Here is a 21741-nt window from a genome sequence, read left to right on the forward strand (position 1 = left end):
ACTGCGATAGGGCCGGACCGACCGTGCAACGACGCGACTTTCTCAGTTTCACCGGCCTCGGGCTGGCCGGACTCATGCTGCCCTACGGCCGCGCCATTTCCGCCGAAGCGATGCTGGAGCCGGCCGACACCGCCCAGCGCCGACGCTTGGCCGATGTCGCCCTGAGCGCCGCGCGCGAAGGCGGCGCGAGTTATTGCGACGTGCGCATCGGCCGTTACCTACGCCAATCGGTGATCACCCGCGAAGCGCAGGTGCGCAACATCGTCAACGCCGAATCGGCCGGGGTCGGCATCCGCGTGCTGAGCGAGGGCGCGTGGGGCTTCGCCGCCACCGCCAACGCCAATGCCGACGCGGTCGCCGCCGCGACCCGGCAGGCGCTGGCGATCGCCCGCGCCAATGCGCGGGTGCAGACGCGCAAGGTCGAACTGGCGCCGGTGCGCGGCGTCGGCGAAGTGCGTTGGGCCACGCCGGTGCGCAAGAACGCGATGGCGGTGCCGATCCAGGACAAGGTCGATCTGCTGCTCTCGGTCAACGCCGCCGCGCTCAAGGCCGGCGCGGATTTCTTCAATTCCACCTTGTTCGTAATCAACGAACAGAAGTATTTCGCTTCCACCGACGGCAGCTACATCGATCAGGACGTGCACCGGATCTGGCTGCCGTTCACCGCCACCGCGGTCGACAAGACCAGCGGCAAGTTCCGCACCCGCGACGGCCTGTCGGCGCCGATGGGCCTGGGCTACGAATACCTGGACGCCGATCCGGCCGGCAAGGTCGCCTTGCCCGGCGGCCTGATCGGTTACGGCCGCTCCTACGATGTGATGGAAGACGCGGTCGCCGCCGCGCGCCACGCCCGCGCCAAGCTCAAGGCGCCGTCGGTGAAACCCGGCAAGTACGATCTGGTGCTGGATCCGTCCAATCTGTTCCTGACCATCCACGAGAACGTCGGCCATCCGCTCGAACTCGACCGCGTGCTCGGCTACGAAGCCAACTACGCCGGCACCAGTTTCGCCACCCTCGACAAGCGCGATCAGGCCTATCGCTACGGCAGCGAGTTGGTCAACTTCGTCGCCGACAAAACCCGCCCCGGCAGCCTGGGTGCGGTGGGTTACGACGATGAGGGCGTGAAAACCCGCGAATGGGATCTGATCCGCGACGGCGTGCTGGTCGACTACCAGGCCACCCGCGACGAAGCGCATCTGCTCGGCCACAAGGAATCGCACGGCTGCAGTTACGCCGACTCCTGGTCCAGCGTGCAGTTCCAGCGCATGGCCAACGTCTCGCTCAAGCCCGGCAAGCAGCCCTTGAGCGTGGCCGAGATGGTCAAGGACGTGCAGAACGGCCTGTACGTGCACGGGCGCGGTTCGTACTCGATCGATCAACAGCGCTACAACGCCCAGTTCGGCGGCCAGCTGTTCTATGAGATCAAGAACGGGCAGGTGACCGGGATGGTCGAAGACGCGGCGTACCAGATCCGCACGCCGGAGTTCTGGAACGCCTGCGTGGCGGTGTGCGACCAGCGCGATTTCCGTCTGGGCGGCTCGTTCTTCGACGGCAAGGGCCAACCGAGCCAGGTCTCGGCGGTTTCGCACGGTTCCAGCACGACCCGCTTCAACGGCATCAACATCATCAACACCGCGCGGGCGCTGTAAGCGATGGCGTCGATGCGGCCGGTGGATGGGTGCAACGCCAGCGCGGGCGCGCGGCGATGAACCGCGCGCAATTCCTGCGCTTGATGGTGGCCGGCGCGGCCGGCGCCTGGCTGGCGCGCTCGCCGCTGGCGCAGGCAGCGGCCGACTACGATTTCTGGTTCACCCGGCTGAAGTACGACTCCGGCGACTGGGACGTCGATCAGCGCATGCCGGCGAACCTGATCACCTCGTTGATCGACTACACCAATCTGCGCGTGGACACCAAGGAGCATGTGCTGGCGCTGGCCGATCCGAAGATGCTGAGCGCGCCGTTCTGTTATCTGGCCGGGCACAAGCTGGTCGAGTTCAACCCGGATGAGCGGCGCAATTTCGAGCGCTATGTGCGCAACGGCGGTTTCGTCTTCGTCGACGATTGCAATCACGACATCGACGGCTTGTTCGCCAAGTCCTTCGAGGCGCAGATGGCGAAGATCTTCGGGCCCAAGGCGCTTAAGCGCTTGCCGAAGAATCATGCGATCTATCGCAGCTTTTTCGTCTTCGACGGACCGCCGGCGACCGGGTTCGAGCTCAACGGCTGGGGCGACGATCTGGTTCACGATTATTTGCAGGGCATCCATATCGACGGCCGACTCGGCGTGCTTTACAGCAACAAGGATTACGGTTGCGAGTGGGATTACGACTGGCGCAACAAGCGGTTTTTGGCCGAGGACAACACCAAGTTCGGGGTCAATATCGTGATGTATGCGTTGAATTCCTGATCGGCGACAGCCACGCAACACAGCCGCGAAGCGCCGCCTTTGCCCCCTTTGAAAAAGGGGGCGGCGACCGCGAAGCGGGCGCGGGGGATTTGCTTTTGCTGTTGCCTTGAGAAGCAACAGCAAAAGCAAATCCCCCCCAGCCCCCCTATTTCAAAGGGGGGAGTTCTGTAGGTAGGGGTTTCGGGTCGGGTGGTTTCGGGAGCGATGATGAGTAGCAACGAAAAACGCGGTATCGACGAAGCGCAACTGCAAACCCAGCTCGCGCGCCTGGGCGAATTGCGCAGCGCCATCGCCCAGGCCATCGTCGGCCAGGACGAAGTGGTCGAACAATTGCTGATCGGCCTGCTCGCCGGCGGACATTGCCTGCTCGAAGGCGTGCCCGGGCTCGGCAAGACCTTGCTGGTGCGTTCGCTCGGCCAGGCCCTGGAGCTGCAGTTCCGGCGCGTGCAGTTCACCCCCGATCTGATGCCCAGCGACATCCTCGGCACCGAGCTGCTGGAAGAAGATCACGGCACCGGCCATCGCCACTTCCGCTTCCAGCCCGGCCCGATCTTCACCAGCCTGTTGCTGGCCGATGAGCTCAACCGCACCCCGCCCAAGACCCAGGCCGCGCTGCTGGAAGCGATGCAGGAGCGCACCGTCAGCTACGCCGGCGTGACCCACGCGCTGCCGGCGCCGTTCTTCGTGCTGGCGACCCAGAATCCGCTCGAACAAGCCGGCACCTATCCCTTGCCCGAAGCGCAGCTCGACCGATTCCTGCTGCACATCCGCGTGGGCTATCCGAGCGAGAACGAGGAGCACGACATCCTGCTGCAGACCACCGGTTCGCACAGTGCCCAGGTGCCGCGGGTGATGAACGGCGAAGACGTGCTGGCGTTGCAGGCGCGGGTGCGCGAGGTGCATCTGGGCGAAGACTTGCTGCGTTGGGTGACCCGACTGGTGCGCGCCAGCCGGCCCGGGCCGGCGTCGATCGGCGAAATCCGCCAATGGGTGAAGTGGGGCGCCGGCCCGCGCGCCGGCCAGTCGCTGGTGTTGGCGGCCAAGGCGCGCGCGCTGCTGCACGGGCGCTTCGCCGCCACCCGCGAAGACATCGTCGCGCTCGCCGCGCCGGTGATGCGCCATCGCCTGTTGCTGTCGTTCGCGGCCGAAGCGGAGAACAAGAGCGCCGACGACGTGATCGCAGCCCTGCTGCGCGACGTGCCCTTCGCGGGCTAACAAAGTGAGCGGCCCGATACACCCCCGCCCCAAGCTTTTCCCCCCTTTGAAAAAGGGGGGCAGGGGGGATTCGCTCTTGCTTTCGCCCCAAGCGAGCGGCCCCCCGCGTGCATGACCTGATCCCCCCAGCCGTCCGCGCCCGCCTGCGCAACCTGCGCCTGGTCTCCAAGCGCGCCGTCGGCGCGCACGGGATCGGCGTGCACAGCAGCCGCAGCCGCGGCGCCGGCCTGGAATTCGCTCAATACCGCGCCTACGAGCCCGGCGACGAACTGCGCCAGATCGACTGGAAGTTGTACGCGCGCTCGGACCGCTTCTTCGTCCGCGAAGCCGAACGCGAAAGTCCGCTGGCGGTGTGGTTGCTGATCGACGCCAGCGCATCGATGGCGCAGCAAGACGCCGCCCGCCCGGGCTGGTCGAGACTGGACGCGGCCAAGGCGCTGGCCGCCTGCGTGGCCGAACTGGCCTTGCGTCAAGGCGACCGCTTCGGCCTGATCGCGCTGCGCGAGGACGGCCTGCGCCTGATCGCGCCGGCGACCGGCGCGCGCCAGCGCGACCGCCTGCTGCTGGAACTGCACTCGCTGTCGGCGCAAGGCGCCTGGCCGGCCGCGCCGCGGCTGCGGCCGCTGTGGGAGCGGATCGGCGCCGGCGATCTGGTGCTGATGCTCGGCGACGGTTTCGACGAAGCCTCGGTGGAAGTCGCCGAACGCCTGGCCTCGGCCCGGCGCGAGGTGCTGAGCCTGCGCATCCTCACGGTGGAAGAACGCGACTTCCCGTTCCGCGGCGGCTACCGTTTCCGCGATCCGGAAACCGCCGAGGAGTTGCTCGGCGACGGCGCGGCATTGCGCGATGGCTTCCTCGAACGCTTCCAGGCCGCGCGCGCGGCGCTGGATGCGCGCCTGGACGCCAGCGGCATCCGCCATGCCGAGTACGTGCTCGACGAAGAACTCGACCTGCCGCTGCGCCGATTGTTCGGCGCCCGCGACGCCGCGGAGCCGTCGTGACTCCGGTGCTGTTGCTGCCGATCGCCCTGGCCGCGTTGGCGGCGTTGATCGTGCCGCTGGCCATCCATCTGGCCCGGCGCAGCGAGCAACGTCCGACCGATTTCGCCGCGCTGCGCTGGTTGCGGCAACGGCCCAAGCCGCGGCATCGGATCCGCTTCGACGAATGGCCGCTGCTGTTGCTGCGGCTGGCGCTGCTGGCGTTGTTGGCGCTGCTGCTGGCGCAGCCGGCGCTGTTCGGGGCCGACAGCCAGAAGCCTTGGGTGGTGGTGTGGCCGGGCGCGGACGCGGTGCGGGTGCGCGCCGAATACGCCGGACAGACCGTCGAGCTGCGTTGGCTGGCGCCGGGTTTCCCCGCGCTCGGCCAAGCGCAGCCGGCGGCTTCCCGCAACACCGCCAGCCTGTTGCGCGAGTTGGATTCGAATCTGCCGGCCGGCGCCGGTTTGACGGTGTACGTGCCGCCCGATTTGCGCGGCGCCGACGGCGAACGCCCGCGTTTGTCGCGAACGCTGCAATGGCGGATCGGCGCGGCTGCCGCGACCGGCGTTGAAGCCGTCGCAGACACGCCGAAGCCGGCGCAAGCGTTGGCGCAGATTCGTTATGCAACCGATCGCGCCGAGCAACAGAACTACGTGCGAGCCGCACTGGCGGCGTTGGGCGATCCCAAGGCGGTTATCGATTCGGCCGCCTCGGATACCGCCTTCGACCGCGACGCGCGCGGTTTGATCTGGCTGGTTCCCGGCACGGTGCCGGACACGGTAAGCGCGTGGGTCGAGCAGGGCGGCACCGTGCTGCTCGACGCCGAAAGCCGCTGGCCCGGTCGCGCGCCGGCGTTCGACGCGCCGCTGTGGCGCGACGGCGACGGCCGGGTGCGGGTGGAAGCCGCGGCGTTCGGCCGTGGCCGCGTATTGCGCTTCACCGGGCCGCTATCGCCGCGCACCTGGCCGGAACTCAGCCAGCCGGGTTTCGCCCGGCGCTTGGGCCAGTTGTTCGAACCGGCGGCGATCGAACCGGCGCGAGTGCGCGCACAAGATTACGCGCCGACCGCGGGCGCGGCGGCGTACTCGCTGCCGCCGTTGGATCTGGCGCCGTGGCTGGCGCTGTTGATCGCGCTGCTGTTCCTGCTCGAGCGCTGGCTGGCCACGCGCGCGCGTCGCGGCGGTGTGGCGTGAGCGCGTCCTCGCGCTTGCGGGCGTGGCTGCGCTCGGCGCGTTGGCGCCGCGGCGTCGATTCGGCGGCGACCCTCGCGCCCTGGGCCGTCGTGATCGGCTGGGCGGTGGGGCGTTGCTGCGGATCGTCCTGGGGCTGGGCGGCGGGGTTGTCGGGTTTGGCGCTGACCCTGGCGTTCGCATGGCGGCGCGCGTTGGGTCTGGACACACAGTGGTTGCTGCGCCGGCTCAACGCGCTGCGTTCCGATATGGACGACAGCGCCGACTTGCTGTTCGCGCGCGAAGACGAACTTAATGGTTTGCAGCGCCTGCAACAGACGCGCTTGCGGCAGCGGATCGAAACCGCGCCGCAAACCGATCTGCGTCCGCCGTGGTCCAGGCGGCGGTTGGCGTTGTCGGCGATGTTCGCGGCCCTGGCCTTGGCGGCCATCGCATTGTGGCCCGCGCAGCCGCCGCCGCAGGCGCTGGATCGATTGTCGCCCGCGCCGCCGAGCGTCGCCGTGCCGGGACAGCCGCGCTTGACCGAGCAATCGCTGCGGGTCGACCCGCCGGCCTACACCGGGCTGCCGCCGCGCAATGAGCCGACTTTGGAAGGCCGCGTCGCCGAAGCCTCGCGTCTGCGCTGGACCTTGCGGTTCCAACCGCAACCCGCGGCGGTCGCGTTGGTATTCCACGACGGCCAGCGTTTGCCGCTGCAGCGCGATGGCGACAACTGGAGCGCGCAACGGGTCTTGCTCAAATCCGCGCTGTACCGGATCGAAGCGGCCGGCGCGTCGGCCGCCTCGGCGCGCAAGCTGTATCGCATCGACGTCACCGCCGACCGTCCGCCGCAACTGCGCGTGTTGGAACCCGAACGCGGCCTGACCTTGCTCAGTGCCGGCCAGAAAGCCTGGCCGCTGAACTTCGAAGCCAGCGACGATTACGGCGTGGCTGCCGACGCCCGCCTGCGCATCACCCTGGCCCAGGGCAGCGGCGAGAACATCACCTTCCGCGAACAGTTCCTGAGCCTGCGCGGCAGCGGCCCGGCCAAACTGCGGCGTTACGCCCACCGCCTGGATCTGGCCGCGCTGGGGTTCGCCGTCGGCGACGATCTGATCGTGCAATTGCAGGTCCAGGACAACCGCGCGCCCACGCCGCAGATCGCGCTGAGCCCGAGCCTGATCCTGCGCTGGCCGGCCGATCTGGGCAGCGAGGCGACCGGTGTCGAAGGGCTGGTCAAGACCACCTTGCCGGCGTACTTCCGCAGCCAGCGCCAGATCATCATCGACGCCGAGGCGCTGATCGCGCAGCAGCGTAAGCTCGATGCCGAACGTTTCGTCAAACGCTCCGATGAGATCGGCGTCGACCAACGCCTGCTGCGGCTGCGCTACGGCCAATTCCTCGGCGAAGAAGCCGAGGGCGAACCCAAGCTGCCGACCAACGACAGCGAAGACGCGCACGCCGAAGGCGATCACGCCGAAGGCGAAGCGCACGCCAACGAAGCCGGCCACGACGATCACGACCACGGCAGCGCACCCGCCGCCGCGCCGGTGTTCGGCCAGGAAGGCTCGGTGCTGGAGCAATACGGCCACACCCACGATCACGCCGAAGCCGCGACCTTGCTCGATCCGGAAACCCGCAAACTGCTCAAGGCCGCGCTCGATCAAATGTGGCAATCGGAACTGCACCTGCGTCAGGGTCATCCGCGCCAGGCCTTGCCGTATGCGTACAAGGCGCTGGGTTTCATCAAGCAAGTGCAGCAGGCCAGCCGCATCTATCTGGCCCGGGTCGGGCCGGAACTGCCGCCGATCGACGAAACCCGCCGGCTCAGCGGCAAACGCGAGGGGCTGGCCCGCCGCGGCGACGAACTCGGCGCTGCGACCGCGGCCGATCCGACCTTGGCCGCGCTGTGGCGCGACCTGGAACCGAGCGCCAACGCCAAGGCGTCCGCAGCGATCGACTACACCGCGCTGGAGCGCTGGCTGCGCGAACACGATGAGCGCGTGCCCGATCCGCTGGCGTTCGCCGCGGCGCTGTCGGCCCTGCGCGAGCAACCCGATTGCGCCTCCTGCCGAGCGCGGCTGCGCGCCTTGCTGTGGCCGTTGCTGCCCCGGCCCGCCGCGGCGGTGCGTCCGCGCGACAGCGGCGACGCCCTGGATCGGCGCTATTTCGAAGCCTTGCAGCAGGAGCGGCGATGAGCATCGACATCATCATCGCCGGGGTTTTGGCGTTGGCCGCATCGATGGCGATGGCGCGGCTTTGCTGGAATCGATACCGCGCAGCGCCTGAGCAACGTTCGCGCGCGTGGCGTTTCGCCCTGTTGCTGCTGGCGCAACCGCTGGCCGCGTTGTTGCTGTACTTCGCGCTGTTGCCGCCACGGCTGCCGGGACAGGCCGGCAGCATGATCGTCGCCACCGCCGGCGCCGGCGCGGCCATCACCCAAAGCGCCGGCGATATCCGCATCGCCTTGCCCGAAGCGCCTGCCTCGGCGCCCGGCGAACGCATGCCGGATCTGGCCACCGCCTTGCGCCGATACCCCGATACGCGGCGTTTGCGCATCTTCGGCGCGGGCCTGACTTCGCGCGACCGCGACGCGGCTCGGGGCTACGCCATCGAATTCGCGCCCGCACCGTCGCCGCGCGGCTTGAATGGCTTGTGGGCGCCGTTGCGGGTCGGCGAGGGCGAGGCGTTTTCGCTTACCGGACGGGTCGAAGGTTTGCCGGGCGGTAGCGTGGAATTGATCGATCCAGGCCTGCAGCGAGTGGACCGTGCGACGCCCGCCAACGACGGCGGCTTCGGATTGAGCGCGCTCGCGCGCAGCGCCGGTCTGACCTTGTTCAAACTGCGTGTGCTCGATGCGCGGCAACGCTTGATCGAAGAAGTCGACGTGCCGATAACGGTCGCCGCCGCGCCCGCGCCGAAACTGTTGTTGCTGGCCGGCGCGCCCGGCCCGGAGTTGAAGTACTTGCGGCGCTGGGCGGTCGATGCCGGCTTGAAGCCGCATACCCAGATCAGCGTCGGCGCCGGCCTGCAGTTGGGCGATGCGCCGATCCGCATCGACGCGGCGAGCCTGGCCGGTTTCGACTTGCTGGTATTGGACGAACGCGCCTGGGAATCGTTGAACGCAGCGCAGCGCGGCGCGGTGGTGGCCGCCGCGCGCGCGGGCCTTGGCGTGTTGCTGCGCGTGTCCGGACCGTTGTCGTCGCCGCTGCGCGCGCAGTTGCGCGAGTTGGGGTTCCAGCCTGGGGCCGGCGCCGATACCAGTGCGATGCGCATCGTTCCCGCGGCCGGCGGCGACGAAGCAGCCTTGCGCGCGCGGCTGGGGCCGGGTTCGGCCGATGCGCCGCGCCCACGCGATCAGCCGCCGCCGGATACGCCATCGTTGACCCGGCGCGTGTTGGCGCTGGACGGTGCCGATCTGCAGGCGCTCGGCCGCGATGCCGACGGCAAACCGTTCGCGGCCTGGCGCGCGCTCGGGCAGGGGCGCTGGGGCGTGTGGGGACTGAGCGACAGCTTCCGCTGGGTGCTGGCCGGCCGCGAGGATCTGCATGCGCGGGTGTGGAGCGATGCCTTGTCGACGCTGGCGCGCGCCCGCGCGGGTGAGCGCTCGAGCGTGCAGGGCGTCGCGCGCGAGGGCCAACGGGTTCGGCTGTGCGGCTTGAGCGAACCGGCGCGGGTGGCCTCGCCGCGCGGCGATGCGACAGCGTTGCGGATCGATCCGGAGACCGGCGAGGCGCGCTGCGCGGGTTTCTGGCCGGTCGCGGCGGGGTGGCACGCGCTGATCCAGGGCGAACGTTCGCTGCCGTTCTATGTGCGCGGCCGCGACGAAGCGCCGGGCTTGCGTGCCAGCGAGTTGCGCGAGGCGACTGCAGCGTTGAGTCTGGCGCCCGCCGGCAAGCCGCAGTCGAGCGCGAGCGAGTCCAACATCGCCGGCGAACGCGGCTCGCCGTGGCCGTGGTTCTTCGTCTGGCTGAGCTTGAGCGCGGGCTTGTGGTGGCTGGAGCGTTCGCGGCGCGGCCGTTGAGCGCCGAACCCGAACCGCTCGATCAGATCGACTGCATCCGCCCGCCATCCACCGCCAGACTCACGCCGTTGACGTAAGCGGCGGCCGGCGAACACAGGAAGGCGATGCAGGCGGCGATTTCCGAAGCCTCGGCGAAGCGGTTGGCCGGCACGGTCTTGCGCATGGCTTCGATCACCGCCTGTTCGGACTGGCCGCTGTTGCGCGCGCGGTCGCCGATGATCTGCTCGATCCGCGCGGTCTTGGTATAGCCCGGCAGCACGTTGTTGACGGTGATGCCGTCGGCGCCGAGTTCGCGCGACAAGGTCTTGGCCCAACTGGCGACCGCGCCGCGGATCGCGTTGGACACGCCCAGGCCGGCGATAGGTTCCTTGACCGAGGTCGAGATCACATTGACCACGCGGCCCCATTGCGCCGAACGCATGCCCGGCAACACCGCGCGCAGCAGGTTCTGATTGGCGATCAGGTGGCGCTGGAACGCGTCCAGATACGCCGTATCGAGCGCGGCATGCGCCGGCCCGCCCGGCGGGCCGCCGGTGTTGTTGACCAGGATCTGCACCGGCTTGCCCGCGGCCAGCGCCTGCACTTGCGCGGTCAGCGCGGCGGCGTCGGCGACGTCGGCGGCGATCCAGCCGTGCGCCTGCGCGCCGCTGCGCGGCAGCGATTGCGCGACCGCTGCCAAGGCATCGGCGCGACGCGCCAATACGGTCACGTCGCAGCCGAGCAAGGCCAGTTCGAGCGCGGCGGCGCGGCCGATGCCTTCGGAGGCGCCGCAGACCAGAGCGTGTTTGCCGGTGAGGTTGAGGTCCATGCGGGCTCCCGAAACGGTTGAACGCGGCGGTACGAAATGCAGTGTCCGAATAACTCGACCGTCGCGCCGATCAGTGCGGCAGCGGCAGCTTCTGCACCATCAGCGCGGCCAGGGCCGCGTCGTCGCCGGCTTGCGGCGGCGTGAGTTCGCCCAGGGCGAAGCCGCGCGCTTGCGCGTCGTCTTCGTCCAGGCCGTCGAGTTCGACGAACTCCGCGTCCATCAACGCCGCCCGGGCGGTGTCTTCGCTGTCGTAGGGCAGGGTGTTGCCGTCGCTGTCGAACACCTCGGCGGTGCCGGCCTCGCGCACGCGCAAACGCGCCCAGATCACGGTGCGGCCGAGGGTGGCCAGCCACCATTGCGCGTTGTCGTTCGTATCGTTCATTGCGGCACCATCGTTCAAGGCATCAAGGTGGAAAGCAGCCACAGCAGTCCGGCGCAGGCCAGCGAGGCGATCACGATCAGCAGCGACACCCGCGCCGGCGTGGCCAGCCCGTCCAGATTGCGGTCGCCGGCGGCGCGGTAGCGCTGGCGCAGCAACCAACTCCAGGCCGACGGATGCACGAACGCGGCTTCGCCGAGTTGTCCGCGCAGGCTCGGATGGCGGTCGCGCATGTGCACCAGGGCGAGCGGCCAGAAGATCGCGAACGCGCAGAAGGCGGAGATCGCGATGCCTACGAAGGTCAGGGCCAGGAACAGGATCACTTGCTACTCACCTCGGTATTCGTACTCGCGACGGTCGCGATCGTTGCCGCAACCCGTCGCGAGGTTTTTTCCAGACCGTCGTCCCCGCGAAGGCGGGGATCCAGGGCTGTATCGCGACACGGCTTTGAAGTCTCTGGATTCCCGCCTTCGCGGGAATGACGAGCAAAAAGCCATGACGGGCCAGCCGCCAGGGCAGGCGCGCGGCATCGCCGCGCGCGCATCGAATCAAAACTCCGCATTCCCCGGCGCGCGCGGATAAGCGATCGCATCGCGGATATTGCTCAGCCCGCACACGTACACCACCAACCGCTCGAAACCCAGACCGAAGCCGGCATGCGGCACCGTGCCGTAACGGCGGAAATCGCGATACCAGCCGTAATGCGCCGGATCCAGGCCGAACTGGGCCATGCGCGCATCGAGCACGTCCAGGCGCTCTTCGCGCTGGCTGCCGCCGATGATCTCGCCGATGCCCGGGGCCAGCACGTCCATCGCCGCGACGGTCTTGCCGTCGTCGTTCAGGCGCATGTAGAAGGCCTTGAAGTGCTCGGGGTAGTTGGTCACCACCACCGGGCGGCCGACGTGCTGCTCGGTCAGCCAGCGCTCGTGCTCGGTCTGCAGGTCCAGGCCCCATTCCACCGGGAACTCGAACTTCTGCCCCGACTTCTGCAGCAGCGAGATCGCATCGGTGTAGTCGATGCGTTCGAACGGCGAATTGACGAAGGCTTCCAGCCGGGTCAGCGCGGTCGGCTCGACCCGCTCGGCGATGAAGGCCAGATCGTCGGCGCGCTCGGCCAGCACCGCGCGGAACAGGTACTTGAGGAAATCCTCGGCCAGTTGGGCATTGGCGGCCAGATCGTTGAACGCGACCTCCGGCTCGATCATCCAGAACTCGGCCAGATGGCGGGTGGTGTTGCTGTTTTCGGCGCGGAAAGTCGGGCCGAAGGTGTAGACCTTGCTCAGCGCCAGCGCATAGGCCTCGGCGTTGAGCTGGCCGGACACGGTCAGGAAGGTTTCCTTGCCGAAGAAATCGCGCGAGAAATCCACCGCGCCGGCCTTGTCGCGCGGCAGGTTGACCATGTCCAGGGTCGACACCCGGAACATCTGCCCCGCGCCTTCGGCGTCGGAGGTGGTGATGATCGGGGTGCTGATCCAGAAATAGCCGTTCTCGTGGAAGAAGCGGTGCACCGCCTGGGCCAGCGAGTTGCGGATGCGGGTGACCGCGCCGAACAGGTTGGTGCGCGGGCGCAGGTGGGCGAACTCGCGCAGGTACTCCAGGGTGTGCTGCTTGGGCTGCATCGGGTAGGTCAGCGGGTCTTCGACCCAGCCGACCACTTCCAGCGTGCTGGCCTGGATCTCGAAGCTCTGGCCCTGGCCTTGCGAGGCGACCAAGGTGCCGGTGGCGATCACCGAGCAGCCGGTGGTGAGGTGCTTCACCTCATCTTCGTAATTGGCCAGGGTATTGGCGGCCACCACCTGGATCGGCGCGAAGCAGGAGCCGTCGCTGACATTGACGAAGCTCAGACCGGCCTTGGAATCGCGCCGGGTCCGCACCCAGCCGCGTACCGTGACCTCTCCGCCCGCCGGAATCTTGCCCGCGAGTGCCTGTTCGACGCTTACCACCGTCATGTCGTGCCGCCTTAGCGCAATGAAAAGTGAGGGACGGCGATCATAACGGATGGGAACGGCGCAGCGTGCCGGCGCGTCTGCCCTTAGACTGCGCAATGGATCACGGCAGGGGGCGCGGCATGGGCGATATCGGCACGGGCGGAGCGGGGCGAGCGGGCGCGGACGGGGCCGGCCGGAGCCGGGACCGACACCGATTGCGCGGCCTGCTGCGCAGGTTCGGGCGGTATGCGTTGCCGGCGCTGCTGAGCTGCGCCGCCGCGGCGCAAGCGCAGGAACCGATGCCCAAATCGCCGTTGCTGCCCGATCCCGCGCCGGTGGTGTTGGACGAAGCCCGCGCCGCCCATTTCGCCGGTCTGGCGCTGAGCTGCGTGAGCCGCGAATACCCGAACAAGATCGCCCACTGCCTGGACAACGCCGGCGACGTGGCCGCGCCGAGCAAGCTGTATCCGGCGTTCTACGGCTGCTACGACTGGCATTCCTCGGTCCACGGGCATTGGCTGCTGGCGCGGCTGGCGCAGCGGTTCCCGCAGGCGCCGTTCGCCGCGCAGGCGCGCGCGGCGCTGGCGCGCAATCTCACCGAAGCCAATATCGCCGGCGAACTGGCCTATCTGCGCCGCGGCGACGACGAAAGCTTCGAGCGCCCCTACGGCCTGGCCTGGCTGCTGCAACTGGGCGCGCAATTGCGCGGCTGGGACGACCCGCAGGCGCGGCAATGGGCGCAGGCGCTGCAACCGCTGGAACGCGAAGCCTCCGCGCGCCTGCTGCGCTGGCTGCCCAAGCTGACCAAGCCGATCCGGGTCGGCGAACACAGTCAGACCGCGTTCGCCTTCGGCCTGGCCCTGGACTGGAGCGCGGTCAGCGGCGACCAGGCCCTGCGCGACGCGCTGATCGCGCGCTCGCGCTATTACTACCTGGCCGACCGCGACTGCCCGCTGGCGTTCGAGCCGTCCGGCCAGGACTTTCTCTCGCCGTGTCTGGCCGAAGCCGATCTGATGCGGCGGGTGCTGGCGCCGGAAGAATTCTCGCGCTGGCTCAAGACCTTCCTGCCGCAGATTCCGCGCCGCGCCCGCGCCGATTGGCTGGTGCCCGGGCTGGTGCTGGACCCGGCCGACGGCAAGCTGGCCCACCTGGACGGGCTCAACCTCAGCCGCGCCTGGATGCTGGAAGGCATCGCCGCCGGCCTGCCGCCGCGCGACCGCCGGATCGGCGCCTTGCGCGCGGCCGCGGCGCTGCACCGCGAACTGGGGCTGATCGCGGTCGGCGACACCCATTACGCCGGCGCCCATTGGCTGGGCAGCTTCGCCACCTATCTGCTGGCGCCGCCGCAAACGCCGCCGGCACCGGCCGCGAATGCCGCCGCCACGGGCGCGGGCAGGGCGGATTGAGCCGGGTCGGGATGCGGACGCGGGCTTGAACGCAGCCGCTCGGGCGGGCCTGTTCGGAGGACGGATTGGCTGGGCAGGCGCGGCGTACCAGCGCACATGAACGGCCGGCTTGAAGCCGGCCCGGGATGCCGCCATATCCGGTACAGCCCAGCGAGGCCGGGCTGGTAAGATTCCGGCATCGCTTGATTCAGCCGCCGCCGCCCAGGCCGAGATTCGCCGGGACCGCCGATCGAGCCCCCAATACGAGTATCCCCATGTCCGTGACCCTCGCCCCCGCCGCGCTCGCCCGTGTCCAGCATTTCCTCAGCGAAACGCCGACCGCTCTGGGTCTGCGCTTCGGCGTGACCCGCACCGGCTGCTCCGGCTGGCAGCACACCGCCGACCTGGCCCGCGACCAGCGCGAAGGCGACACCGTGTTCGAACAGGACGGCGTGCGCATCTACGTCGACCCGATCAGCCTGCCGCTGGTCGAGGGCACCCGCATCGACTTCCTCAAGCAGGGCCTGGGCGAGATGTTCGTGTTCCAGAACCCCAACGCCACCGCCGAGTGCGGTTGCGGCGAGAGCTTCACCACCTCGGCCGACGCGGCCTGAGCCAACCGAAGCTACGCCACTGAGCGTCGTCGCCCCCACAAGACGCGACACCCCAGCACGCGCTTGAACAGCGTCCCACACCAGGACGCAACATAACGAGCGCGCGACTGCTATAGATGCCCGAGCTTCCAGGCTCAGGTACTGCGCGCGCGCTCCGCACCAAGTACAACGCGTTCTTCGCTTCCAGCACTCAACCGAAGCGAACCGAGACGAACGCACCCGCACCAACTTCCGGCATGCGGCGCCCCCAGTCACGGCGACTAGACTCGACCACTGACTTCGAGGGGAAATCCAACATGCTTCGTCCTATCGCATTGGCCACGGCGATCGCCGCCGGCCTGTTGCTCACGCCCGTCTCCTTCGCCGCGCCCGCACCGGCTTCCGCCAATGCGGCCGCAACCGCTCGCAGCCCCAGCGCGCAGGCGCTGCATCAGTTGTTCGACGCGGAGTGGGAGCGCGGTCTGCGCGAGGGCCCGGAGGAGGCCAGTTTCAGCGGCGACAAGCGCTACAACGACCGCTGGACCGATCAGAGCCTGAGCGCGATCCAGGCGCGCGAAGAAGGCGACCGCCAGGCCTTGCAACAGCTCCGGAAGATCGATCGCGCCGCCTTGTCGGCCGAGGATCAACTCAACTACGACGTGTTCGCCTGGAATCTGGAAAAGAGCGTCGAGCGGGTCAAGTTCCGCGAGTACCTGACGCCGGTCGGGCAGCAGGGCGGGGTGCAGACCGCCGACGGTCTGAGCGAGGGCCTGCAGTTCACTCAGGCCAAGGATTACCGCGATTGGCTCGCGCGCATGCGCGCGCTGCCCACGCTGATCGAGCAAACCGAAGCGTTGATGCGCGAAGGCGTCAAGGCCGGCATCACCCCGCCGCGGGTATTGATGCAGCGCGTGCCGGCGCAGATCGCCAAGCAAGTCGTCGCCGATCCGACCCTGAGCCCGTTCTACAAGCCGTTCCTGCGCTTCCCCGACAGCCTGTTGGCGAGCGAACGCGCGATGCTGCAGGCCGAAGCCAAGAAAGTCATCGGCGAAACCGTGGTCCCGGCGTATCGCCGCTTCGGCGAGTTCTTCGACAAGGACTATCTGCCCAACACCCGCACCACCATCGCCGCCGGCGATCTGCCCGACGGCAAGGCGTACTACGATTTCCTCGCCGCCGACTACACCACCACCGCGCTCACCGCCGATGAAATCCATCAGATCGGCCTGAAAGAGGTCGCGCGGATCCGCGCGGAGATGGAGAAGGTCAAGACCGAAGTCGGCTTCAAGGGCTCGCTGGCCGAATTCTTCCATTACCTGCGCACCGACCCGAAGTTCTTCCACAAGACCCCGGCGGCGCTGCTGGAGGCGTATCAGGCCGCGGCCAAGCGGATCGATCCGGAACTGGTGAAGATCTCGCGGATCATCCCGCGCCAACCCTATGGCGTGCGTCCGATTCCCGACAACGTCGCCCCCGACACCACCACCGCGTATTACCTGCCGGGCGCGCTCGACGGCAGCCGCGCGGGTTTCTACTACGTGAATCTGTACAAGCCCGAATCGCGCCCGACCTGGGAAATGGTGCCGCTGTCGCTGCATGAGGCAGTGCCGGGCCACCACTTCCAATTCGCCCGCGGCATGGAATTGCCGGACGCGCCGATGTTCCGCCGCGCCGGTTACTTCGTCGCCTACGGCGAAGGCTGGGGCCTGTACGCCGAGCGCCTGGGTTACGACATGGGCCTGTACGACGACCCCTACGACCGCATGGGCCAGCTGTCCTACGACATGTGGCGCGCGGTGCGGCTGGTGGTCGACACCGGCATGCACGCCAAGGGCTGGGGCCGCGACCGGGCGATCAAGTACTTCATGGACAACGCGCCCAAGACCGAGCAGGACGTGGTCAACGAGATCGACCGCTACATCGGCACCCCGGGTCAGGCGCTGGCGTACAAGATCGGCCAGCTCAAGATTTCCGAACTGCGCGAGCGCTCGCGCCAGGCGCTGGGCGAGCGCTTCGACCTGCGAGACTTCAACGATGAGGTGCTCGGCACTGGGTCGGTGCCGTTGAGCGTGTTGGAGAAGCGGATCGACGCTTGGATCGCCGAGACTAAGCGTAAAAATTGATTTATTTCAATAATTTACTATTGGAATATGAAATTTTAGATAGGATTCGGACGCGCTGCCCTCAGTCGCTGCGCGCGTCCCGCTCCGGGGCCCAGCCCCGGAGCGGGGCCGGGATGTCGGAACGAATCCGTGTGCGTTTGGACTGCCGCCGGACCGGCCAGCGACCCGCTCCGGCGAAGTTTTCACCCAGCGGCCAACGCCCCAAGGCCTGTCGCCACGGACGGGGCGATTTGCGCCTAAGCCCCTGAGGCTGCCATACTTTCCTGCTCCCGCGCGGCCACAGGGCCGGGCGGGGACCTTGCTCCATCGGATCCGGCGCGGTTTGCGTGCGGGATTTCGGGGGGCTGAAACGGGTCGCTTGCGCGATCCATCATCCACAAGGAATCACACCATGCGTCATTACGAAGTCGTGTTCCTGGTCCATCCGGACCAGAGCGAGCAGGTGCCGGCCATGATCGAGCGCTACAAGTCGCTGATCGAAACCGGCGAGGGCAAGATCCACCGTCTCGAAGATTGGGGCCGCCGTCAGCTGGCTTACCCGATCGAGAACCTGGTCAAGGCTCACTACGTCCTGTTGAACATCGAAGTCACCCAGACCGTGCTCAACGAGCTGGTCGACGGTTTCCGTTTCAACGATGCCGTGCTGCGTCACCTGGTCATGAAGCGCGACGAAGCCGACACCGAGCAGTCCCTGATCATGAAGTTCAAGGACGAGAAGGGCGACAAGCCCGAGCGCGGCGAGCGCCGTCGTCGTGACGACGACAGCGACAATGCCGTCGGCTCCGCCGACAGCTCTGACGACAACGCCGAAGCCGCATAAGGATCGCACCCATGTCCAAGTTCTTCCGTCGCCGCAAGTTCTGCAAGTTCACCGCCGAGGGCGTCAAAGAGATCGATTACAAGGATCTCAACACCCTGCGCCAGTACCTGACCGAGACCGGCAAGATCGTGCCGAGCCGCGTCACCGGCACCAAGTCGAAGTACCAGCGTCAGCTGGCTACGGCGGTCAAGCGCGCTCGTTTCCTCGCGCTGATCCCGTACACCGACAACCACAACGCCTAACGGCCAGCAATGAGTGGCGGCTTGGCCGCCTTCAAGGAGTGAGAAACGAGAAACGCTTTTTGCTTTCACTCACTTCTCACTCCTCCAATCTCACTCCTGGCTTCTTCGGACAGCGAATCCCGCTGCGGACCTACAGGCCCGCTAACGAATACGGAGCAATCCCATGCAACTGATCCTCCTGCAGAAAGTCACCAACCTCGGCAACCTCGGCGACAAGGTCAACGTCAAGCCGGGCTACGGCCGCAACTTCCTGGTTCCGCAGGGCAAGGCCGTGCCGGCCACCGCGACCAACCTGGCCGAGTTCGAAACCCGCCGCGCTGAGTACGAAGCCAAGGCCAAGGCCCAGCTCGACGGCGCCGAAGGCCGCAAGGCCAAGCTGGAAGGTGCGACCGTCACCGTCCACGCCAACGCCGCGACCGAAGGCAAGCTGTACGGTTCGGTGACCCCGCGCGATATCGCCGAGGCGCTGACCAAGGCCGGCTACCCGGTCGAGAAGTCGGAAGTGATCATGGGCGAAGGCCCGATCCGCCGCACCGGCGAGTACGACGTGCTGATCCACCTGCACGCCGACGTCGAAATCACCGTCAAGGTCACGGTCGCCGGCGAAGCCGCCTGATCGTTGTCCGCTGGCGGTAGGAACGGAGGGCGCCGCGAGGCGCCCTTTGTTTTGGGCGAGAAGTCAGGGCGAGAAGTCAGGGCGAGGAGTGAGCGCAGAGGAGTGAGGAGCGAGAAAAAGCGGGCATTCGCTCACTTCTCGCTCCTCTGCGCTCACTGCTGCTCCCGTCTCAGCCCCTGAGACGCTTCTCCCCCATACATCTACCCACCAGTTATCCACAACTTTTCCACGGGCTTGTCTGCAACCGGTAACCGGTCCGCGCCGCTAGGATGGCCCTCCGGCCGTCCGCCACGCCGGACCCTGCATCCGGCGGCTGCACCGCCCCGAACCAAGGCCGCGACAGAACGGCCGAACCGACGAGGATCGTCCCCCCGATGAGCGCACGTGCCGGCGGATTCCGTGGCGAAAAACGTTTCGAGACCCGCGCCGAGCAGCGCATCGATCAGCTGCGGGTGCCGCCTCAGTCGATCGAGGCCGAACAGGCCGTGCTCGGCGGCCTGATGCTGGCGCCCGACGCTTACGACCGCGTCGCCGACCAGATCGTCGAGGAAGACTTCTACCGCCGCGATCACCAGCTGATCTACCGCGCGATCCGCGAGCTGGCCGAACGCAGCCGGCCGTTCGACGCGGTGACCCTGGGCGAGTGGTTCGATTCGCAGGGGCTCAGCGAACAAGTCGCCGGCGGCGCGTATCTGATCGAGTTGGCCACGACCACGCCGTCGGCCGCCAACATCGCCGCCTACGCCGAGATCGTTCGCGACAAGGCGGTGATGCGCAAGCTGATCGAGGTCGGCACCGAGATCGTCAACGACGGTTTCCAGCCCGACGGCCGCGACAGCGGCGAGATCCTGGCCAAGGCCGAGCAGCAGGTGTTCGCGATCGCCGAAGCCGGCGCGCGCGGGCGCACCGACTTCACCCCGGTCACCAAGGCGCTGTCGGAAGCCTTCGACGTGCTGCAGACCCGTTACGCCAACGGCGGCGCGGTCACCGGCATTCCGACCGGCTACACCGAATTCGATGAGATGACCGCGGGTCTGCAGAACACCGACTTGCTGATTCTCGCCGCGCGTCCGGCGATGGGTAAGACCACCTTCGCCCTCAACATCGCCGAGCACGCCGCGTTCCGCACCAAGAAAGCGGTGGCGGTGTTCTCGATGGAAATGTCGGCCAGCCAGCTGGCCCTGCGTCTGATCTCCTCGGTCGGCCGGGTCAACGCGCAACGGCTGCGTTCGGGCCAGTTGGAAGACGAGGATTGGGCGCGCGTCACCGGCGCGATCCGGCAGTTGCGCGAGGTCAAGATCTTCATCGACGACACCCCGGGCCTGTCGCCGGAAGTGCTGCGGGCCAAGTCGCGCCGGCTCAAGCGCGAGCACGACCTGGGCCTGATCGTGATCGACTACCTGCAGCTGATGTCGGTGCCGGGCAACAGCGAAAACCGCGCGACCGAAATCTCGGAAATCTCGCGCTCGCTCAAGCATCTGGCCAAGGAACTCAACCTGCCGGTGATCGCGCTGTCGCAGCTCAACCGCTCGTTGGAGCAACGCGCCGACAAGCGCCCGGTGATGGCCGACTTGCGCGAATCCGGCGCTATCGAGCAGGACGCGGACGTGATCATCTTCATTTACCGCGACGACTACTACAACAAAGAGACCTCGCCGGACAAAGGCCTGGCCGAGGTCATCATCGGCAAGCAGCGTTCCGGCCCGACCGGCTCGCTCAAGCTGAAGTTCTTCGGCGAATACACCCGCTTCGACAACCTCGCGCACGATTCGGTCGGCAGCTTCGAATAACGCCGGCCGGACTGGGCGGAGCGGTCGCCAAGCGGGCGGAACAACCGAGCGCGACGGCGGCGGTCGTTCGACAACGGCTCACTACGCGGGTCTACGCATTCGCGAGGCCGCTCCAGGCCTCGAAACCGCCTTCGATGTAGTAGACGTCCAGGTGCCCCATCTGGTGGAAATGCTGGGCGGCGTGAACGCTGCGCACGCCGCGTTCGCACAGCACCGCCAACGGCGCGTCGGCGGGCAGGTTGCGGATTTCGTGGGTGCCGTCGTCCATGTGCAGGAACGGCACCGACAGCGGGGCCGACGCGCGTTCTTGCCTTGAGCGGATGTCGACGATGGTCAGCTTGCCGGCGCGCGCGTCGGCAGCGGCCTGGGCGGGCGACATCGCCCGCACCGGCACGGGCACGGACGCTTTCGGATGCTCGAACAGCACGCTCGGGCCGCGCTCGACGTCTTGCCAGTGGATCTCCAAACCATCGCCGCGCTGCGCGCTGGCCAGATCGAACTGCAACGGCACGCCGTCGACCTCGGCGAGGATGGCGTCGGGTCTGCGCGGCTCGATCTCCAGAGAACAGCAATACTGCGGATCCACCACGACCTCGGCCACCGATCCGCGCGGACTGTTGCGGATGATCGCGCGAAAAGCCTTAGCGGCCGCCGCGGTCAGCCGCACCGCCGGCGGCCGACGTTCCGGCGCCGGCAGTCCCAAGGCGGCGTGGACCTCGCCGGTATTGACCATGCGCTCGACGTTGTCGCCGCTGGCCAGCAGTTTTCCGTCCAGATACAGCCGCGGAATCGGCGAGTGCGCGCGATTGTTTTCGATGTCCACGCCCAGCTCCGGATCGGCCTCCACGTCGGCGTGGCCCAGCTCCAGGCCCAGCGCGCCGAGCGCCTGCCAAGCTCGCATCGATGCGCCGAATTCGGGCCGGTCGGGCGTTCCGCGCATGAACAGCACCAGGCGATGGGCGCGCAGCAGCGCATCGATGCGTTGGCGGGCGGGCGAGGGTGCGGTCATGGCGGCCAGTCTCCTTGGGCCTGGGGGCGGCTGAGTCCTGGCGTTCGGATCGAGCCCGACATACGCGGGCGTCGACGCGATTGGCCAACATCGGCCCGTCAATATCAGCGGCCACTATAAACTCAGTCGCGGCGATCGATGGCGGCGTTAAAGTGCCACTTAAGCGAGTGGCACGCTTTAAGCGCACTTATGCTGCAGTCCGGCGAGGGTCGGCTAGCGACACTGATCCGCCCGATCTCAAAACTCAGCGATGTCC

Annotated in this window: 19 protein-coding genes; 14 read left to right on the plus strand and 5 right to left on the minus strand. The window is 67.8% G+C overall.

Annotation, left to right across the window (positions count from 1 at the left end):
- From V7787_RS42210 to V7787_RS42240, 7 genes are all read left to right on the plus strand, one after another.
- Positions 1-1649: TldD/PmbA family protein (locus V7787_RS42210; protein ID WP_336093558.1), on the plus strand; the 1649-nt coding region annotated here is incomplete at its 5' end.
- 56 nt (positions 1650-1705) lie between these two features.
- Positions 1706-2407: a DUF4159 domain-containing protein gene (locus V7787_RS42215; RefSeq protein ID WP_336093559.1), complete on the plus strand. Its 702-nt coding sequence runs from the start codon at positions 1706-1708 to the stop codon at positions 2405-2407.
- Positions 2408-2614: 207 nt separating this feature from the next.
- On the plus strand, positions 2615-3622 hold the full coding sequence (locus V7787_RS42220; RefSeq protein WP_336093561.1) for an AAA family ATPase: 1008 nt from the start codon (positions 2615-2617) through the stop codon (positions 3620-3622).
- A gap of 107 nt (positions 3623-3729) precedes the next feature.
- Complete coding sequence (locus V7787_RS42225; RefSeq protein WP_336093562.1) at positions 3730-4623, plus strand: DUF58 domain-containing protein; 894 nt, start codon at positions 3730-3732, stop codon at positions 4621-4623.
- Positions 4620-5792: a BatA domain-containing protein gene (locus V7787_RS42230; protein ID WP_336093563.1), complete on the plus strand. Its 1173-nt coding sequence runs from the start codon at positions 4620-4622 to the stop codon at positions 5790-5792. The genes V7787_RS42225 and V7787_RS42230 overlap by 4 nt, the downstream gene beginning before the upstream one ends.
- Complete coding sequence (locus V7787_RS42235) at positions 5789-7966, plus strand: hypothetical protein (protein WP_336093564.1); 2178 nt, start codon at positions 5789-5791, stop codon at positions 7964-7966. Before V7787_RS42230 ends, V7787_RS42235 begins: the two co-directional genes overlap by 4 nt.
- On the plus strand, positions 7963-9792 hold the full coding sequence (locus V7787_RS42240) for a hypothetical protein (protein WP_336093565.1): 1830 nt from the start codon (positions 7963-7965) through the stop codon (positions 9790-9792). Before V7787_RS42235 ends, V7787_RS42240 begins: the two co-directional genes overlap by 4 nt.
- A gap of 22 nt (positions 9793-9814) precedes the next feature.
- Here the strand turns inward: V7787_RS42240 and V7787_RS42245 are convergent, their stop codons facing one another.
- The 4 genes from V7787_RS42245 to asnS form a co-directional block, all read right to left on the minus strand.
- A complete protein-coding gene (locus V7787_RS42245; protein WP_336093566.1) occupies positions 9815-10600 on the minus strand; it encodes an SDR family NAD(P)-dependent oxidoreductase in 786 nt (261 codons plus the stop codon).
- 70 nt (positions 10601-10670) lie between these two features.
- Positions 10671-10982 carry a hypothetical protein gene (locus V7787_RS42250; RefSeq protein ID WP_336093567.1) on the minus strand — a complete coding sequence of 104 codons (312 nt, stop codon included), beginning with the start codon at positions 10980-10982 and terminating at the stop codon, positions 10671-10673.
- 14 nt (positions 10983-10996) lie between these two features.
- The gene (locus V7787_RS42255) at positions 10997-11302 is read right to left on the minus strand and encodes a hypothetical protein (RefSeq protein WP_336093568.1); all 306 of its coding nucleotides are present in this window, start codon (positions 11300-11302) and stop codon (positions 10997-10999) included.
- Positions 11303-11527: 225 nt separating this feature from the next.
- On the minus strand, positions 11528-12928 hold the full coding sequence (gene asnS / locus V7787_RS42260; protein ID WP_336093569.1) for an asparagine--tRNA ligase: 1401 nt from the start codon (positions 12926-12928) through the stop codon (positions 11528-11530).
- A gap of 194 nt (positions 12929-13122) precedes the next feature.
- On the opposite strand from asnS, the gene V7787_RS42265 reads away from it, so the two are divergent.
- The 7 genes from V7787_RS42265 (at position 13123) to V7787_RS42295 (ending at position 20476) form a co-directional block, all read left to right on the plus strand.
- On the plus strand, positions 13123-14313 hold the full coding sequence (locus tag V7787_RS42265; protein ID WP_336093570.1) for a DUF2891 domain-containing protein: 1191 nt from the start codon (positions 13123-13125) through the stop codon (positions 14311-14313).
- Positions 14314-14567: 254 nt separating this feature from the next.
- Positions 14568-14906, plus strand: a complete 339-nt coding sequence (locus V7787_RS42270) for a HesB/IscA family protein (RefSeq protein ID WP_336093571.1) — start codon at positions 14568-14570, stop codon at positions 14904-14906.
- 296 nt (positions 14907-15202) lie between these two features.
- Positions 15203-17008 carry a DUF885 domain-containing protein gene (locus V7787_RS42275; protein ID WP_336093572.1) on the plus strand — a complete coding sequence of 602 codons (1806 nt, stop codon included), beginning with the start codon at positions 15203-15205 and terminating at the stop codon, positions 17006-17008.
- 391 nt (positions 17009-17399) lie between these two features.
- Positions 17400-17828 (plus strand): 30S ribosomal protein S6, encoded by a 429-nt coding sequence (gene rpsF / locus V7787_RS42280; protein ID WP_336093573.1) that lies wholly within the window; start codon positions 17400-17402, stop codon positions 17826-17828.
- Between the two features lie 11 nt (positions 17829-17839).
- Complete coding sequence (rpsR, locus tag V7787_RS42285) at positions 17840-18070, plus strand: 30S ribosomal protein S18 (RefSeq protein WP_031372470.1); 231 nt, start codon at positions 17840-17842, stop codon at positions 18068-18070.
- A gap of 163 nt (positions 18071-18233) precedes the next feature.
- Complete coding sequence (gene rplI, locus V7787_RS42290) at positions 18234-18686, plus strand: 50S ribosomal protein L9 (protein ID WP_336093575.1); 453 nt, start codon at positions 18234-18236, stop codon at positions 18684-18686.
- 374 nt (positions 18687-19060) lie between these two features.
- Complete coding sequence (locus tag V7787_RS42295; protein ID WP_336093576.1) at positions 19061-20476, plus strand: replicative DNA helicase; 1416 nt, start codon at positions 19061-19063, stop codon at positions 20474-20476.
- Positions 20477-20567: 91 nt separating this feature from the next.
- Here V7787_RS42295 and V7787_RS42300 read toward each other — a convergent pair whose 3' ends face one another.
- Entirely contained in the window at positions 20568-21485 is a 918-nt protein-coding gene (locus tag V7787_RS42300; RefSeq protein WP_336093577.1) for a rhodanese-like domain-containing protein, read from the minus strand.
- Between the last annotated feature and the right edge of the window lie 256 nt (positions 21486-21741).

Source organism: Pseudomonas sp. CGJS7 (assembly GCF_036961695.1).

Coding starts and splice junctions, on each gene's coding strand:
- V7787_RS42300 (WP_336093577.1), bottom strand. CDS start 21,485: ATGACCGCACCCTCGCCCGCCCGCCAACGCATCGATGCGCTGCTGCGC.
- V7787_RS42245 (WP_336093566.1), bottom strand. CDS start 10,600: ATGGACCTCAACCTCACCGGCAAACACGCTCTGGTCTGCGGCGCCTCC.
- V7787_RS42250 (WP_336093567.1), bottom strand. CDS start 10,982: ATGAACGATACGAACGACAACGCGCAATGGTGGCTGGCCACCCTCGGC.
- rpsR (WP_031372470.1), top strand. CDS start 17,840: ATGTCCAAGTTCTTCCGTCGCCGCAAGTTCTGCAAGTTCACCGCCGAG.
- V7787_RS42275 (WP_336093572.1), top strand. CDS start 15,203: ATGCTTCGTCCTATCGCATTGGCCACGGCGATCGCCGCCGGCCTGTTG.
- V7787_RS42270 (WP_336093571.1), top strand. CDS start 14,568: ATGTCCGTGACCCTCGCCCCCGCCGCGCTCGCCCGTGTCCAGCATTTC.
- V7787_RS42295 (WP_336093576.1), top strand. CDS start 19,061: ATGAGCGCACGTGCCGGCGGATTCCGTGGCGAAAAACGTTTCGAGACC.
- V7787_RS42215 (WP_336093559.1), top strand. CDS start 1,706: ATGAACCGCGCGCAATTCCTGCGCTTGATGGTGGCCGGCGCGGCCGGC.
- rplI (WP_336093575.1), top strand. CDS start 18,234: ATGCAACTGATCCTCCTGCAGAAAGTCACCAACCTCGGCAACCTCGGC.
- asnS (WP_336093569.1), bottom strand. CDS start 12,928: ATGACGGTGGTAAGCGTCGAACAGGCACTCGCGGGCAAGATTCCGGCG.
- V7787_RS42240 (WP_336093565.1), top strand. CDS start 7,963: ATGAGCATCGACATCATCATCGCCGGGGTTTTGGCGTTGGCCGCATCG.
- rpsF (WP_336093573.1), top strand. CDS start 17,400: ATGCGTCATTACGAAGTCGTGTTCCTGGTCCATCCGGACCAGAGCGAG.
- V7787_RS42220 (WP_336093561.1), top strand. CDS start 2,615: ATGAGTAGCAACGAAAAACGCGGTATCGACGAAGCGCAACTGCAAACC.